Raw genomic sequence first — 14,056 nt, 5'->3', positions numbered from 1 at the left:
GTAATCGCCCGCCGCCGATTTATCCGCACTTTTCCCCCCGCTACACTGCTCGCCTTCAACCGGAGGCACTATGTCTTATCGCAGCAAAGTGGCAATCGTCTATCTGCTCGGCTTTTTCGTCGATCTGATCAATATGTTTATCGCCAACGTCGCCTACCCCGCCATCGGCCAGGCGATGCGGGCGTCGGTCAGCCAACTGGCGTGGGTCAGCAACGGCTATATTCTCGGCCTGACGCTGGTGATCCCGCTCAGCGCCTGGCTGGCGCAGCGCATCGGCGGGCGGCGGGTGTTTCTGCTCTCGCTGGCGCTGTTCATGCTGGCCACCCTCGGCGCAGGCAACGCCGAGAGCATCGGGGCGCTGATCGGCTGGCGCACCCTGCAAGGCATGGGCGGCGGCTTGCTGATCCCCATCGGCCAGACGCTGACCTATCAGCTGTATCGCAGCCATGAACGCGCCGGGCTGTCGGCGGCCATCATGTTAGTCGGGCTGCTGGCGCCGGCGCTGTCACCGGCGCTGGGCGGCTGGCTCGTCGATCGGTTGGACTGGCGCTGGGTGTTTTTCGCCAACCTGCCGCTGGCGGCTCTGGCCCTGGCGCTGGCGGCGCTGTGGCTGCGCGCGGAAGCGCCGACGGCGGCGCGTAAACCGCTCGACGCCACGGGGCTGCTGAGCGGCTGCGCGGCGCTAACGTTGCTGCTGCTCGGCCTGACCCGGCTGAGCGAGGCCGGCCATCAGGTTTCCGGCGCGGCGCTGCTGGCCGCCGGTCTGCTGGTGCTGGCCTATTATTTGCGCCATAGTCTACGCACCCCGCAGCCGCTGCTGAACCTGCGGCTGGTCGGCGATCCGCTGCTGCGCAACGCCATGGCGGTTTATTTGTGCATTCCCGGCCTGTTCATCGGCGTCAGCCTGGTGGCAATGCTGTATCTGCAAAACCAGCTGGGGATGCCCGCCGCACAGGTCGGCGGCCTGATGCTGCCCTGGGCGCTGGCATCGTTCCTGGCCATCACGCTGACCGGCAAAACCTTTAACCGCCTCGGCCCGCGGCCGCTGCTGATCGTCGGCTGCCTACTGCAAGGCGCCGGCATGCTGACGTTGGCGCAGATCGATCAGGCCGGGCAGCACGCGCTGCAGATCGCCGCCTTCGCCCTGATGGGGTTCGGCGGCAGCCTGTGCAGCAGCACCGCGCAGAGCAGCGCGTTCCTGCAGATCCCCGACGCTCAGCTGGCGGACGCCAGTGCGCTGTGGAACATCAACCGCCAACTCAGTTTTTGCCTCGGCGTGGCGCTGCTCAGCCTGCTGCTGAATCTGCTGCTGGCCGTGTTGCCGCCCGCAGCGGCTTACCGCACCTGCTTCATTCTGGCGGGCACCAGCGTACTTATCCCGCTGCTGCTGTGCCTGCGCCTCGCCAACCGCGCCATCGTGCGCCAACTCAACGCTCAACAGGATGCTTTATGAACCCGTATTTTACCGAAGTGATCGACGCCCACATCGCCATTGAACGCTGGCTGGGCAAAGGGGCCGGAGAAGAGCAAGCGCTGCTGGCACGCTTTATGCCGGATTTCAGCATGATCGCGCTGAACGGCGCCCCGCTGGATTTCACCGCGCTGTGCGCTTTTTTCCGCGCGCATCGCGCCGCCAAACCGGGACTGGAAATCGAGATAGAAGAGATGAAGCTGGTGGCCGAATGGCCGACGGGCGCGGTAGTCAGCTACCGGGAAAAACAGAGTCTGCCGGGGCAAAGCGCCACGCTGCGCTACTCCACGGTGGTGTTTGAACGCCTGCCCGACGCGCTCGGCTGGCGGCATTTGCACGAAACCGCCGCGGCGCAATAATTACAGGAAGCTGCCGGCCAGAAACAGTTCCCAACCGACGATCACCCCGCACAGGGTTACCGCGCTGAAAATGACTTCAAACAGATAGCGATGGATCATCGTGAGTAGCCTCAAAAGAAGACACCCGGAAAGACCGGGTGTCTGGAATACGGGCTGTAGAATGCGGAACCTTGTCGGTTCCGCAAACATCACTTAATTAAGCTTTTTTACCGGCTTTTTTGTGGTGTTTTTTAGCGGCCTGAGCTTTCTGCACTGGCGCTTTTTTGTGGTGTTTTTTAGCAGCCTGGGCTTTCTGAGCTGGCGCTTTTTTGTGGTGCTTTTTAGCGGCCTGAGCTTTCTGGGCTGGCGCTTTTTTGTGGTGCTTGGCTTTCTTGTGGTGCGTCGCTTTAGCTGGCGCTTTTTCAGCAGCAGCCGCTGGCGCAGCGGTGGTGGTGGTCGCAGCTGGCGCGGTGGTGGTAGCCGGAGCAGTAGCTGCAGTATCAGCAGCGAAAGCAACAGAAGACAGACCCATAGTGGCAGCAACGATCAGCGCTAATACTTTTTTCATCTTTAAATCCTCAGAGTGTTGTTTCGGTAAGCTCCGGTGGAGCCGTTGAAACAGATACTAGTGGAATCAAACCGCCGCTTCCGTGAGTGATTGGTTTCGCCGAGTAACCAAATGTACAAAGCCCAGGTGCCGGCAAACACCTGCGTGACGGCGGTTTTTTTCCGTGATCGGCCACGCAAATCTCGACATGGTCTACACTTAAAAGACATGTGTCGAAATGGAGAGCTGAATGTTTAAGAAAGCGGAAAGAACAGAACGCGACATCGATCAGGACGTCACTCTGTTGGCCGATACGCTGGATGAAGTGTTGCGCGAGTCCGGTGACAAGACCAAAGAGGAACTGAAAGAGCTGCACAGCAAGGCGAAAGGCGTGTTGCGCGACGCCAGGGCGCGGTTCAACGGCTCCACCAGTCTGACACAGCATGCGCGCGACGCGGTCGATCAAGCCGACAGCTATGTGCGTGACAAACCTTGGCAGGGCGTAGGGATCGGTGCCGCTGTCGGCATCGTGCTCGGCGTGCTGCTGGCCCGGCGTTAACACCCCTGCAGTCATAAAGATAAAACAGATGTGCGTCTGGCCCGCGGAAATCGCGGGCCGTTTAATTTGCGTGTTTAAACAGCTGCGCTAGCCCCTGCACCGCCCGCTCCGCCTCCTCTCGCCGGCTGAAATTGGCGAATCCCAACAGTAACCCCTGCCCCGCCGGATGGTCGATGCGCCAGTCTGAGAGCGCCTGCACCGCCAGCCCCTGTTGCCACGCCAGCGCCGCCAAGGGCGCATCCGCCATGCCGTCGCACAGCCGGGCCAACAGCTGAATGCCCCCTTGCTGCGGCACCACCGTCAGCCACGCCTCCAGTCGCCGTTCCAGCGCCTGCGTCAACCACTCGCGCCGCTGGCGGTACAGCGGCCGCATGCGTTTCAGGTGGCGGTAGAAATGCCCTTGGCGGATGAAATCCGCCACGCTTGCCTGCAGCAACGGCGGGCAGCCGCAGCCGCGCAGCCGGCTGCTGCGCGCGAATGCCTCCGTCAGACCGGCGGGCACTACCAAATAAGCCATGCGCAGCGCCGGGAACAGCGTTTTGCTGAAGGTGCCGGCATACAGCACCCGCCCCTGAACGTCGAGGCTTTTCAGCGGCGGCAATGGCCGCCCGTGATAGCGAAACTCGCTGTCGTAGTCATCCTCGAGGATCCAGGCCCCGCGCTGCTGCGCCCAGTCGAGCAGCGCCATCCGCCGCGCCAGGCTGAGCGAGACGCCGAGCGGGCTCTGATGAGTCGGCGTGACCACCGCCAGGCGCGCCTCGGGCTCAGTCAGGATACCGGCGGCCACGTCCATGCCCTGTTCATCCACCGGCACGGCGAGCGGCCTCACGCCGGCGGCCCGCAGCAGCGGGCGCGTAACCGGATAACCGGGATCTTCAATCCATACCGCGTCACCGGCGTGCAACAGCGTCTCCACCACCCAGTCCAACAGCGCCGGGTAGCCGGCGCAGAGGAAAATCTGCTCCGGCTGGCAGCTGATGCCGCGCGACAAATGCAGATAATGGGCGAGCGCCTCACGCAGTTCAGGCAGGCCGCCGGCCGGCGGCAGCGCCAGGGAAGCCACCGTAGAACCGCGCAGCTGGCGGGCGACAATGCGCTGCCACAGCGCACGTGGAAACGCATCCAGCGCCGGCACGCCCAGTTGGAAAGGCTGCAGCATGCCCTGCGGCTGCAGCGGATCGGGCGCCACCGCCGGCAGCGGCGGTGCAGCGGACGCCGCCCCCTGCATGGGCGGCAACTGCGGCGAGACATAGGTGCCTGCCTGCCCCCCGGCTCTGCAAGAAACCTTCGGCAATAAGTTGCGCGTAGGCGCTTTCCACCGTGGCGCGCGCCACGCCAAGATCGCTCGCCAACCCGCGCACCGAAGGCAGCCGGCTGCCCGCCGCCAGGTTGCCCTGGGCGATGGCGTCTTTGATTCGCAGATAAATCTGCCGGTACAGCGGTTCGGCGAGCCGGCTGTCCAAACGCAGCGAGGTCAGGAAAGTTGGCATCATGGCCCGGTTAAATAATCATTTTATGGCCCTATAGCATAGACCATAAGGCCGCTAAAGTAGCGGCATGATTTCGTTACTATCGATTGAGGTTGACCATGATTAAGCAACGTTTGAATTACGCCGAGCTGGCGCCCGCCCCGTACAAAAATATGGTGAGCGCGCTGATGGCGCTGGAGAAAGGCGCTCTGGACAAAGCGACCATCGAGTTGATGTTTATGCGCGTTTCGCAGATCAACGGCTGCGCCTACTGCCTGGACATGCACGGTAAAGCGCTGCGCGAAAGCGGCTTCAGCCACGCCAAACTCGATACGCTGGCGGGCTGGCGCGTCAGCCATGAGTTCAGCGAGCGCGAACGCGCCGCGCTGGAATGGGCCGAGTCGGTGACGCTGATCGCCGCCACCGGCGCGCCGGACAGCGCTTTTGAGGCGCTGAAAGCGCACTTCAGCGATACCGAGATCGCCGATCTGACCTTCGCCATCAGCATCATGAACGCCTTCAACCGGCTGGCCGTCAGCATGCGCCAATAATGCGTTCGCCTCCCCCTCTTCTCTGAGAGGGGGGAATTTCCTACCCGCAAAAAAATTTTCCCCTCGCCTTCCCAGCCCCGACGCGGTCTGCGCACCCAACCCCACAAAACACCATATATAGCGTGGTTGATAAAACAAATATCAACATATAGTATTTTATAGGTCAGCCGCAGGGAATGTCGTTCGGTTGATAACGCCGTCAGAAACGCCAGGAACGATGCTCCGTTATCTGACTTGTCCGCCTTTCCTTCAGCCTAAAGGTAAATGCGAATCATGAGCATTATTATTTACAGTAAGCCGGACTGTGTCCAGTGCAACGCCACCTATCGCGCATTTGATAAGCAGGGGATTGATTATCAGGTGATCGATCTCACCCAGGATCAGCAGGCGCTGAACCACGTTAAATCATTAGGTTATCAGCAGGTTCCGGTGATTATCGCCGGTGACGATCACTGGTCCGGTTTCCGGCCGGACAAAATCGGCGCGCTGGCGCTCACCTGCTGAGGCTCGACGATGAATCCGCTGGTCTATTTCTCCAGCAGTTCGGAGAACACCCACCGATTCGTTGAGAAACTGGGCCTGCCGGCGATCCGCATTCCGATCGCCGGCGCCCGCAGCAAATTGCTGATGGAACAACCCTATATCTTGATCGTGCCCAGCTATGGCGGCGGCAGCGCCGTCGGCGCGGTGCCGATCCAGGTGATCCGCTTTCTCAACGTTCCGCAAAACCGTTCATACCTGCGCGGCGTCATCGCCGCCGGGAACACCAACTTCGGCGCAGCGTACGGCATCGCCGGCGACATCATCGCCAAAAAATGCCAGGTGCCATTTTTGTACCGCTTCGAGCTGCTCGGCACCGCGCAAGACGTTGAAAACGTTCGACAGGGAGTAACCGCATTTTGGCAACGACAGAACTGACCAGGCCCGAGACGGGCGCGCTGGATTACCATTCGCTCAACGCGATGCTCAATCTTTACGATGCGGAAGGCCGGATCCAGTTCGACAAGGATCGGCTGGCGGCGCGGCACTACTTCCTGCAGCACGTCAACCAAAACACCGTGTTCTTCCATAACCTGGAGGAAAAGCTGCGCTATCTGGTGGAAGAAGGCTACTACGAGCCGCAGGTGCTGGCGCAGTACGAGTTCCCGTTTATCAAGCAGCTGTTCCAGCAGGCCTACGCCAAAAAATTCCGCTTCGAGACCTTCCTCGGCGCCTTCAAGTACTACACCAGCTATACGCTCAAAACCTTCGACGGCAAGCGCTATCTGGAACGCTACGAAGATCGGGTGTGCATGGTGGCGATGACGCTGGCGGCGGGCGATACCGCCCTGGCGCAGGATCTGGTGGAGGAGATGATTTCGGGCCGCTTCCAGCCGGCCACGCCGACCTTCCTCAACTGCGGCAAACGCCAGCGCGGCGAACTGGTCTCCTGCTTCCTGCTACGCATCGAAGACAATATGGAATCGATCGGCCGGGCGGTGAACTCCGCGCTGCAGCTGTCGAAACGCGGCGGCGGCGTGGCCTTCCTGCTGAGCAATATTCGCGAAGTGGGCGCGCCGATCAAGCGCATCGAGAACCAGTCTTCCGGCGTCATTCCGATCATGAAAATGCTCGAAGATGCCTTCTCCTACGCCAACCAGCTCGGCGCACGCCAGGGAGCCGGCGCGGTGTATCTCAACGCCCACCACCCGGACATTCTGCGTTTTCTCGACACCAAGCGGGAAAACGCCGACGAGAAGATCCGCATCAAAACGCTGTCGCTGGGGGTGGTGATCCCGGATATCACCTTTGAGCTGGCGAAGAACAACGAGGAGATGTACCTGTTCTCGCCCTACGACGTCGAGCGGGTGTATGGCGTGCCGTTTTCGGAGATTGCCGTCAGCGAGAAGTACCGCGAGATGGTGGACGACAAGCGCATCCGCAAGTCGCGCATCAATGCGCGCGAATTCTTCCAGGTGCTGGCGGAGATCCAGTTCGAATCCGGCTACCCGTATGTCATGTTCGAGGACACGGTCAACCGGGAGAACCCGATCGCCGGTCGCATCAACATGAGCAACCTGTGTTCGGAGATCCTGCAGGTTAACCGCGCCAGTACGTATCATGAGGATCTGAGCTACGATCGCATCGGCAAGGACATCTCCTGCAACCTCGGCTCGCTGAACATCGCCAAAACCATGGACGCGCCGGACTTCGGCAAAGCGATCGAGACCGCGATCCGTGCGCTGACCGCGGTGGCCGACATGAGCGACATCCGCTCGGTGCCGTCGATCGCCGAAGGCAACCGCAGCGCCCGCGCCATCGGTCTCGGTCAGATGAACCTGCACGGTTACCTGGCGCGCGAGCGTATCTTCTACGGCTCGGAAGAAGGCATCGACTTCACCAATCTCTATTTCTATACCGTGGCCTATCACGCCATCCGCGCCTCGAATCGGCTGGCGATCGAGCGCGGCGGCGCGTTCGACGGCTTTGAGCACTCGCGCTATGCCAGCGGCGAGTACTTCGACAAATACACCGAGCGCGACTGGCTGCCGCAGACCGTGCGGGTGCGCGAGCTGTTCGCCACCGCCGGCATCGCCATTCCGGGCCGCGACGAGTGGCGCGCGCTGCGCCAGTCGGTGATGATGCACGGGCTGTACAACCAGAACCTGCAGGCGGTGCCGCCGACCGGTTCCATCTCGTACATCAACAACGCCACCTCCAGCATTCATCCGATCGTTTCGCGCATCGAGATCCGCAAAGAAGGCAAGATCGGCCGCGTTTACTACCCGGCGCCTTACATGACCAACGACAACCTGGCGTATTACCAGGATGCCTACGAGATTGGCCCGGAGAAAATCATCGATACCTATGCCGCCGCCACGCAACACGTCGATCAGGGGCTGTCGCTGACGTTGTTCTTCCGCGATACCGCCACTACCCGCGACATCAACCGCGCGCAGATCTACGCCTGGCGCAAAGGCATCAAGACCATTTACTACATCCGCCTGCGCCAGATGGCGCTGGAAGGCACCGAGGTGCAGGGCTGCGTGTCCTGCTCGCTGTGAGGCAACTTATGACGACCGTAACATCGGCGCCGCTGGTGCGCGCCATCAACTGGAACATCATCGAAGACGACAAGGATCTGGAGGTGTGGAACCGCCTGACCTCCAACTTCTGGCTGCCGGAGAAGGTGCCGCTGTCCAACGATATCCCCTCCTGGGCCACGCTGACGCCGAAGGAGCAACAGCTGACCATTCGGGTGTTCACCGGGCTGACGCTGCTGGACACCATCCAGAACACCGTCGGCGCGCCGGCCCTGATCGCCGATGCGCTGACGCCGCACGAAGAGGCGGTGTACTCCAACATCAGTTTTATGGAGGCGGTGCACGCCCGCTCTTACAGCTCAATCTTCTCCACCCTGTGCCAAACGCCGGACGTGGATGACGCCTATCGCTGGAGCGAGGAAAACCGCGCGCTGCAGAAGAAAGCCGGCATCATTCTGGCGCACTACCGCAGCGACGATCCGCTGCTGAAAAAAGTCGCCAGCGTGTTCCTCGAGTCGTTCCTGTTCTATTCGGGTTTTTACCTGCCGATGTACTGGTCCAGCCGCGCCAAGCTGACCAACACCGCCGATCTGATCCGCCTGATCATTCGCGACGAAGCGGTGCACGGCTACTATATCGGCTATAAGTTCCAGAAAGGGCTGGAGAAAGTGGACGCCGCACGGCGCCAGCAGGTGAAAAACTTCGCCTTCGATCTGCTGCAGGATCTGTACGACAACGAGGTGCGTTACACCGAGGAGCTGTACGACGGCGTCGGCTGGACGGAAGACGTGAAGACCTTCCTGCACTACAACGCCAACAAGGCGCTGATGAACCTCGGGTATGAAGCGCTGTTCCCACCGGCGATGGCGGAGGTCAACCCGGCGATCCTGTCGGCGCTGTCGCCGAACGCCGACGAAAACCACGACTTCTTCTCCGGTTCAGGTTCGTCCTACGTTATCGGCAAGGCGGTCAACACCGAGGATGAGGACTGGGATTTCTGAGGCTGGCTAGCCGTATCAGGAATAAACCTTCACGGGAGTGCGGCGTGTCGTGCTCTCGCGACTATGTGTTTTGCTTGAATTCCGCACGCAGCTCAAGCCGCCGCCAAATAGCGCGTTTCTCCGCGTCGCTGGCGGTCGGCCAGGCGGCGATCTCCGCCCGCGTGCGCCGGCATCCGCGGCACTGCTGGGTTTCGTCGTCGATCCGGCACAGGCTGACACAGGGCGATCTGACGCCAGGATGGGATTGCTGAGTGTGACCCGCCATACGTTGCCCTTGATGTGATATGTTCCGCCACAGGATACCCGATCCGGCGGCGGCGCGTCGCCAATCAGATGATGCCGCCGTTGGCGCGCAGGGTTTGGCCATTGATCCAGCCGCCGTCGGCCCCGGCGAGGAAAGCCACCGCCGCGGCGATATCTTCCGGCGTGCCCAGACGCTCCAGCGGCGCCATCTTCGCCAGCCGCTCGATAAGCTCCGGGGTTTTGCCGTCGAGGAACAAGCCGGTGGCGGTCGGCCCCGGCGCGACGGCGTTCACCGTGATATTGCGGCCGCGCAGCTCTTTCGCCAGCACGCTGGTCAGCGCTTCGATCGCCGCCTTACTGGCGGCATACATGCCGTACCCCGGCTGCAGCAACCCCACCACGCTGGAGGAGAAGTTGATGATGCGGCCATTGTCGCGCAGGCGCTTCGCCGCCTCGCGCATCGCATTGAAGCTGCCTTTCAGGTTGATGTCGAGCAGGCGATCCACGTCTTCATCCTTCATGTCCGCTATCGGCGCCAGCGCGATCACTCCGGCGTTATTGACCAGCACGTCGACGCCGCCAAACGCCTGTTCAGCACTGTCGAACAGCCGGGCGACCGCAGCCGCATCGCTGACGTCGGCCTTGACGCTCAAGGCGCGGCCGCCGCGCTGTTCTATCTTGCCCACCAGCTCATCGGCCGGCGCCGGATTGCCCGAATAGTTGATGATGACGGTAAAGCCATCGGCGGCCAGACGCTCGGCGATGGCCGCGCCGATGCCGCGGGATGCGCCGGTGACGATGGCGACGGAGTGAGTTTTCTGGTTCATCGGGAGCTCCTTAAAGAAAACGACAGGCATGACGTTAATCATGCACTGTTTATCACGGCGAATCAGCCCCGATTCTCTGGCATCATAATCCCAAATTTTCGAACAATGTCCCCAAGGCGCTTACGATGGCCGCCCGTTGGGCGGCCATCTCCATTACAGCGCGCCGTAGTTCAATGGCACCCAGGTATAACCGTCGCCCTGGCGGTTCAAATACCCCAACCCCGGGAACGACAGGTGTGCGCCCCCCACCAGCTCGCTCTGCCGCGCGCTATCGCCAAATATCCGCAGCCGCTGAGCGACCGCCGCCTTGGCGTCATTATCAAAGCTGATAGCCACCTTCGGATGCGGCATCTGCACCGCCGCCACGTGGATCAGATCCCCCAGCAGCAACAGCTTCTGGCCCTGGCTGGTCACCTGATACACGCTATGCCCCGGCGTATGGCCGTGGGCGGCAAAGGCGGCAATGCCCGGGGAAAGCTCACCGTCGCCGCTGAACGGCTTAAAGTGGCCGGCCGCCTGATACGGCTTGATCACTGCCTGAGCCCTTTCGAAGTTGCTCTTATTGCCCGCGCTAGCCTGTTTCAGTTTGTCCGCGCTTAGCCAGAAGTCCGCGTCCTGGCTGGCGGCGCGCACCACCGCATTGGGGAATACCGCCTTGCCGTCGTGCGTCAGGCCGCCGAGGTGGTCCGGGTGCATGTGGGTCAGGTAGATTTCATCCACCTGCTCCGGCTGGTAGCCCGCCGCACGCAGGTTATCCACCAGCTTGCCCAGGCCGTCGCCCAGCAGCTGGCCGGCGCCGCTGTCGATCATCACCAGCTTGTCGCCGGTGTTGATCAGATAGGCATTGACCGAGGTGACCACCGGCAGGCTTTGATGCCGCTCGGCCAACCCGGCGGCGATCTGCTGCGGCGTACTGTTCAGCAACAGCTTGTCCGCCGGCAGGCGAATAATGCCGTCGGACAACGCGGTCACTTCAAAGCTGCCCAGCATGATGCGGTAAAATCCCGGCGTCGGGGTTTTGGCCTGCGGCGCGGCGGCGCCGGCCTGTAACGACATAACGGCCAGCGCCGCGCCCAACAGACAACGTTTCCAGAACATGATGACTCCTTGCGAGAATTGAACAGCGCTAAGTATTGACGCAAAAGGCCCGATGCGCCTGTTTAATAAATGCCTTTGATAAATATATAAACAATATATTTATTGTGAATAATTTTGTTTGTCGCCCCACACAACCCCAATCCATATTTTCTCGTTCGCCACTTGGTTATTTTCCTTACTCCCTAAACCACGAATAAGGAAATAACATGAGCTATCAATTCGAAAACCTGGTCTTTGAAGGCGGCGGCGTAAAAGGCATCGCCTATGGCGGCGCGCTGGAGCTGCTGGAAGCCAAAGGCATCATGCCGCAGATCAAGCAAACCTCCGGTGCCTCGGCGGGCGCCATCGCCGCACTGCTGGTCGGCCTGGGCTGCAGCTCGGCAGACGTAACCAAAATTCTGTCGGCGATGGATTTTAAAAAATTCCTCGATTATAACGGCGGCTTTTTCGGCACGATCCAGGACGCCTATCGCCTGTTTAATCAATACGGCATCGCGCCCGGCGATTATTTCTATCAATGGTCGCGCGATATTATCAAACAATATACCGGCAACCCGGATATTACCTTCGAGCAGTTCGAAGCGATGAAAACGGCGAAAGGGTTCAAGTCGATTTACTTTATCGGCGCCAATCTCAACAGCGGTCAGCGCGAGGTCTATTCTCACCGCACCACGCCGCGCATGAAAGTGGCGGACGGCCTGCGCATTTCGATGTCGTTCCCGTTCGCCTTCGTGGCGAAGAATAATACCCTGGGCGACCTGTGCATCGACGGTGGCATGATCGACAACTATCCGGTGCGGCTATTCGATTATGACTTCTCCGCCACGCCGCCTTACATCGACAGCGCCAGCCAGCGCATCAACACCCGCACGCTGGGCCTTCGCCTGGATTCCGCCAGCGAAATCGCCCAGGCCGCCGGCCAGGCCGGCCCGCGCACGCCGGTCAACAACCTGTTTGATTTCACCCTGGCGGTGGCCAACGTGATGCTGGACATCCAAACCAAGGTGCATCTGGACAGCGACGACTGGAAGCGCACCGTGTATGTCGACACACTCGACGTCGGCACGCTGGAGTTCGGCATCAGCGAGGAGAAAAAACGCGCGCTGATCGAATCCGGCCGTCGCGGCGTAGAGCGCTACTTCGCCTGGTATGACGCCGCCATGAAACAGGCGGCGTAACCGGTGTTTTCCCGCCTGCGCGGCCGGCCGGCGCGCGGGCAAAAAAATCCCCGCGGGGGCGGGGAAAGGCAAAGTAACGCTAAGGATTTATAGGAGTTATACGAAGAACTTGGCCAACACCAGCAGCGACAGCGAGACGTTGATAGCGCCGCCGATACGGGTTGCGATCTGGGCGAACGGCATCAGCGACATGCGGTTGCCGGCGGTGAGGATCGCGACGTCGCCGGTGCCGCCCTGCCCACTCTGGCAGCAGGAGACGATCGCCACGTCGATAGGGTGCATGCCGATTTTCTTGCCGACGAAGAAACCGGTCGCCACCAGCGCGCTGACGGTCGTGACGATCACGATCAGGTTCTGTACGGTAAACGCGTCCACCAGCTCCTGCCACGGCGTGATGGCTACCCCGACCGCGAACAGGATCGGATAAGTCACGGCGGTGCGGAAGAATTTGTACACCACCTGCGAGCCTTCCTGAATGCGCGGCGACACCCCGTGCGCCAGTTTCACCGCCACGGCGGCGAACAGCATGCCCACCGGCGCCGGCAGGCCGATCAGACGGTGCAGCAGCATGCCCACCATATACAGCAGAATGGCCAGCAGCGCGCCGCAGGCGATGGTGCTGACGTCCACCTTGCCACTGATTTTTTCCACCGCGTTCATGTTGCTGTCGCCCTGCTTACTCGGCATCAGGCTGCCTTCGCCGGTCAGGTGCGGATAACGCTTGCCCAGTTGGTTGAGCAGACCGGCGATGACGATGGCGGTCAGGCTGCCGAGCATCGCGATCGGCAGAATGCGCCCCAGCGCCACGCCCTGCTCCATGTGCAGGATCGCCGCGTAGCCCATCGATAGCGGGATCGCCCCTTCACCCACGCCGCCAGCCATGATCGGCAGGATCAGGAAGAAGAAGATCTGGAACGGCTCCAGGCCCAGCGCCATGCCGACGCCCATCCCCACCAGCATGCCGACGATCTCGCCGCACAGCATCGGAATGAAGATGCGCAGGAAACCCTGGATCAACACCTGGCGGTTCATGCTCATGATGCTGCCGACGATGATGCAGCAGATGTAGAGATAAAGAATGTTGGTCGATTTGTAGAACTTGGTGGTCGATTCCACCACCACGTCCGGCAGCAGGCCATAGTGCACCAGCGCGGAAGGAATAAAGGTGGCGCAGATCGCCGCCGCGCCCATTTTGCCGATCAACGGCAGGCGTTTGCCGAATTCGCCACAGGCGAAACCGAAGAACGCCAGGGTGGCCACCATCACCACGATATCGCTCGGCAATTTGCCTTCCAGGCAGTCGAGCAGAATCAATACGCCGGCCAGAATAAAGAACGGTAACGGAATAATCCCTACTTTATAATTGTCCAGTATCCGCCACCATTTCTCACGCAGAGGAATATCGGCGGTCTTGTCTTTGGCTACGAGGTAAGAATCATCTGTTGTGCTCATAATCTGGCCTCTTATTAGTTTGTTCAGCCATCATAGAGAAGCGCACGGATTATCTGCTGTGATTATGTTCAAAGTTAAAAAGGGTTTTTAATGGTGGTTATGGTTTCTATGGGGTTAATTAAGATTATGTAAAAACCGGCGTGGTTTTAATGGTGTTAATACCGTTTTTATTTTAAAGCTTATCAATTTTATCGCAGGCGAACAATTCTCGTCCGGTTCACTCTAATCCCGTGTGAAGGATCACAAGTTGATCGGGCGCAATATTACAGACCCCGCTTCTCGTGATAGGGTAAGGCTTC

The 14,056-nt window shown here is 60.5% G+C and carries 14 protein-coding genes and 1 pseudogene; 9 read left to right on the top strand and 6 right to left on the bottom strand.

Annotated features, from left to right (window positions below; translation table 11 throughout):
* The first annotated feature begins 70 nt into the window (after positions 1-70).
* Together L085_RS09520 and L085_RS09515 are read left to right on the top strand one after the other, a co-directional pair.
* The gene (locus tag L085_RS09520) at positions 71-1,453 is read left to right on the top strand and encodes an MFS transporter (RefSeq protein WP_044030627.1); all 1,383 of its coding nucleotides are present in this window, start codon (positions 71-73) and stop codon (positions 1,451-1,453) included.
* On the top strand, positions 1,450-1,830 hold the full coding sequence (locus tag L085_RS09515; RefSeq protein WP_044030626.1) for a DUF4440 domain-containing protein: 381 nt from the start codon (positions 1,450-1,452) through the stop codon (positions 1,828-1,830). The genes L085_RS09520 and L085_RS09515 overlap by 4 nt, the downstream gene beginning before the upstream one ends.
* Before the next feature lie 196 nt (positions 1,831-2,026).
* On the opposite strand, the gene asr is transcribed toward L085_RS09515, so the two are convergent.
* On the bottom strand, positions 2,027-2,377 hold the full coding sequence (gene asr / locus L085_RS09510; RefSeq protein ID WP_004928953.1) for an acid resistance repetitive basic protein Asr: 351 nt from the start codon (positions 2,375-2,377) through the stop codon (positions 2,027-2,029).
* Positions 2,378-2,606: 229 nt separating this feature from the next.
* On the opposite strand from asr, the gene L085_RS09505 reads away from it, so the two are divergent.
* On the top strand, positions 2,607-2,915 hold the full coding sequence (locus tag L085_RS09505; RefSeq protein ID WP_004928950.1) for a YqjD family protein: 309 nt from the start codon (positions 2,607-2,609) through the stop codon (positions 2,913-2,915).
* Between the two features lie 61 nt (positions 2,916-2,976).
* Here the strand turns inward: L085_RS09505 and L085_RS09500 are convergent.
* Positions 2,977-4,408 (bottom strand): annotated as a pseudogene (locus L085_RS09500) (PLP-dependent aminotransferase family protein).
* A 95-nt stretch (positions 4,409-4,503) separates the two neighbouring features.
* Here L085_RS09500 and L085_RS09495 point away from each other — a divergent pair.
* From L085_RS09495 to nrdF, 5 genes are all read left to right on the top strand, one after another.
* Positions 4,504-4,935, top strand: coding sequence for a carboxymuconolactone decarboxylase family protein (locus L085_RS09495; RefSeq protein ID WP_015378864.1), 432 nt, complete (start codon positions 4,504-4,506; stop codon positions 4,933-4,935).
* A gap of 273 nt (positions 4,936-5,208) precedes the next feature.
* A complete protein-coding gene (gene nrdH, locus L085_RS09490; RefSeq protein ID WP_004928934.1) occupies positions 5,209-5,439 on the top strand; it encodes a glutaredoxin-like protein NrdH in 231 nt (76 codons plus the stop codon).
* Positions 5,440-5,448: 9 nt separating this feature from the next.
* Positions 5,449-5,853 carry a class Ib ribonucleoside-diphosphate reductase assembly flavoprotein NrdI gene (nrdI, locus tag L085_RS09485; protein ID WP_015378865.1) on the top strand — a complete coding sequence of 135 codons (405 nt, stop codon included), beginning with the start codon at positions 5,449-5,451 and terminating at the stop codon, positions 5,851-5,853.
* Complete coding sequence (nrdE, locus tag L085_RS09480; RefSeq protein WP_071841619.1) at positions 5,835-7,979, top strand: class 1b ribonucleoside-diphosphate reductase subunit alpha; 2,145 nt, start codon at positions 5,835-5,837, stop codon at positions 7,977-7,979. Before nrdI ends, nrdE begins: the two co-directional genes overlap by 19 nt.
* Before the next feature lie 8 nt (positions 7,980-7,987).
* Positions 7,988-8,959 carry a class 1b ribonucleoside-diphosphate reductase subunit beta gene (nrdF, locus tag L085_RS09475; protein WP_004928917.1) on the top strand — a complete coding sequence of 324 codons (972 nt, stop codon included), beginning with the start codon at positions 7,988-7,990 and terminating at the stop codon, positions 8,957-8,959.
* A gap of 61 nt (positions 8,960-9,020) precedes the next feature.
* Here nrdF and L085_RS24595 read toward each other — a convergent pair whose 3' ends face one another.
* The 3 genes from L085_RS24595 to L085_RS09465 all read right to left on the bottom strand — a co-directional run bounded on the left by L085_RS24595 (position 9,021) and on the right by L085_RS09465 (position 11,127).
* On the bottom strand, positions 9,021-9,224 hold the full coding sequence (locus L085_RS24595; RefSeq protein ID WP_015378867.1) for a DUF1289 domain-containing protein: 204 nt from the start codon (positions 9,222-9,224) through the stop codon (positions 9,021-9,023).
* Between the two features lie 64 nt (positions 9,225-9,288).
* Positions 9,289-10,029, bottom strand: coding sequence for an SDR family oxidoreductase (locus tag L085_RS09470; protein ID WP_044030624.1), 741 nt, complete (start codon positions 10,027-10,029; stop codon positions 9,289-9,291).
* Between the two features lie 153 nt (positions 10,030-10,182).
* Positions 10,183-11,127: an MBL fold metallo-hydrolase gene (locus L085_RS09465; RefSeq protein WP_044030623.1), complete on the bottom strand. Its 945-nt coding sequence runs from the start codon at positions 11,125-11,127 to the stop codon at positions 10,183-10,185.
* 206 nt (positions 11,128-11,333) lie between these two features.
* Between L085_RS09465 and L085_RS09460 the strand changes: the two genes are divergently transcribed.
* Positions 11,334-12,305, top strand: coding sequence for a patatin-like phospholipase family protein (locus L085_RS09460; protein ID WP_044030622.1), 972 nt, complete (start codon positions 11,334-11,336; stop codon positions 12,303-12,305).
* Between the two features lie 96 nt (positions 12,306-12,401).
* Here the strand turns inward: L085_RS09460 and L085_RS09455 are convergent, their stop codons facing one another.
* The gene (locus L085_RS09455; RefSeq protein WP_044030621.1) at positions 12,402-13,757 is read right to left on the bottom strand and encodes a 2-hydroxycarboxylate transporter family protein; all 1,356 of its coding nucleotides are present in this window, start codon (positions 13,755-13,757) and stop codon (positions 12,402-12,404) included.
* Positions 13,758-14,056: the final 299 nt, after the last annotated feature.

Origin of the sequence: Serratia sp. FS14, from assembly GCF_000695995.1 — a bacterium.
GTDB lineage: Bacteria > Pseudomonadota > Gammaproteobacteria > Enterobacterales > Enterobacteriaceae > Serratia > Serratia nematodiphila.
This window is presented reverse-complemented; position numbering and strand designations above follow the sequence as displayed.

Coding starts and splice junctions, on each gene's coding strand:
- L085_RS09520 (WP_044030627.1), top strand. CDS start 71: ATGTCTTATCGCAGCAAAGTGGCAATCGTCTATCTGCTCGGCTTTTTC.
- L085_RS09515 (WP_044030626.1), top strand. CDS start 1,450: ATGAACCCGTATTTTACCGAAGTGATCGACGCCCACATCGCCATTGAA.
- asr (WP_004928953.1), bottom strand. CDS start 2,377: ATGAAAAAAGTATTAGCGCTGATCGTTGCTGCCACTATGGGTCTGTCT.
- L085_RS09505 (WP_004928950.1), top strand. CDS start 2,607: ATGTTTAAGAAAGCGGAAAGAACAGAACGCGACATCGATCAGGACGTC.
- L085_RS09495 (WP_015378864.1), top strand. CDS start 4,504: ATGATTAAGCAACGTTTGAATTACGCCGAGCTGGCGCCCGCCCCGTAC.
- nrdH (WP_004928934.1), top strand. CDS start 5,209: ATGAGCATTATTATTTACAGTAAGCCGGACTGTGTCCAGTGCAACGCC.
- nrdI (WP_015378865.1), top strand. CDS start 5,449: ATGAATCCGCTGGTCTATTTCTCCAGCAGTTCGGAGAACACCCACCGA.
- nrdF (WP_004928917.1), top strand. CDS start 7,988: ATGACGACCGTAACATCGGCGCCGCTGGTGCGCGCCATCAACTGGAAC.
- L085_RS24595 (WP_015378867.1), bottom strand. CDS start 9,224: ATGGCGGGTCACACTCAGCAATCCCATCCTGGCGTCAGATCGCCCTGT.
- L085_RS09470 (WP_044030624.1), bottom strand. CDS start 10,029: ATGAACCAGAAAACTCACTCCGTCGCCATCGTCACCGGCGCATCCCGC.
- L085_RS09465 (WP_044030623.1), bottom strand. CDS start 11,127: ATGTTCTGGAAACGTTGTCTGTTGGGCGCGGCGCTGGCCGTTATGTCG.
- L085_RS09460 (WP_044030622.1), top strand. CDS start 11,334: ATGAGCTATCAATTCGAAAACCTGGTCTTTGAAGGCGGCGGCGTAAAA.
- L085_RS09455 (WP_044030621.1), bottom strand. CDS start 13,757: ATGAGCACAACAGATGATTCTTACCTCGTAGCCAAAGACAAGACCGCC.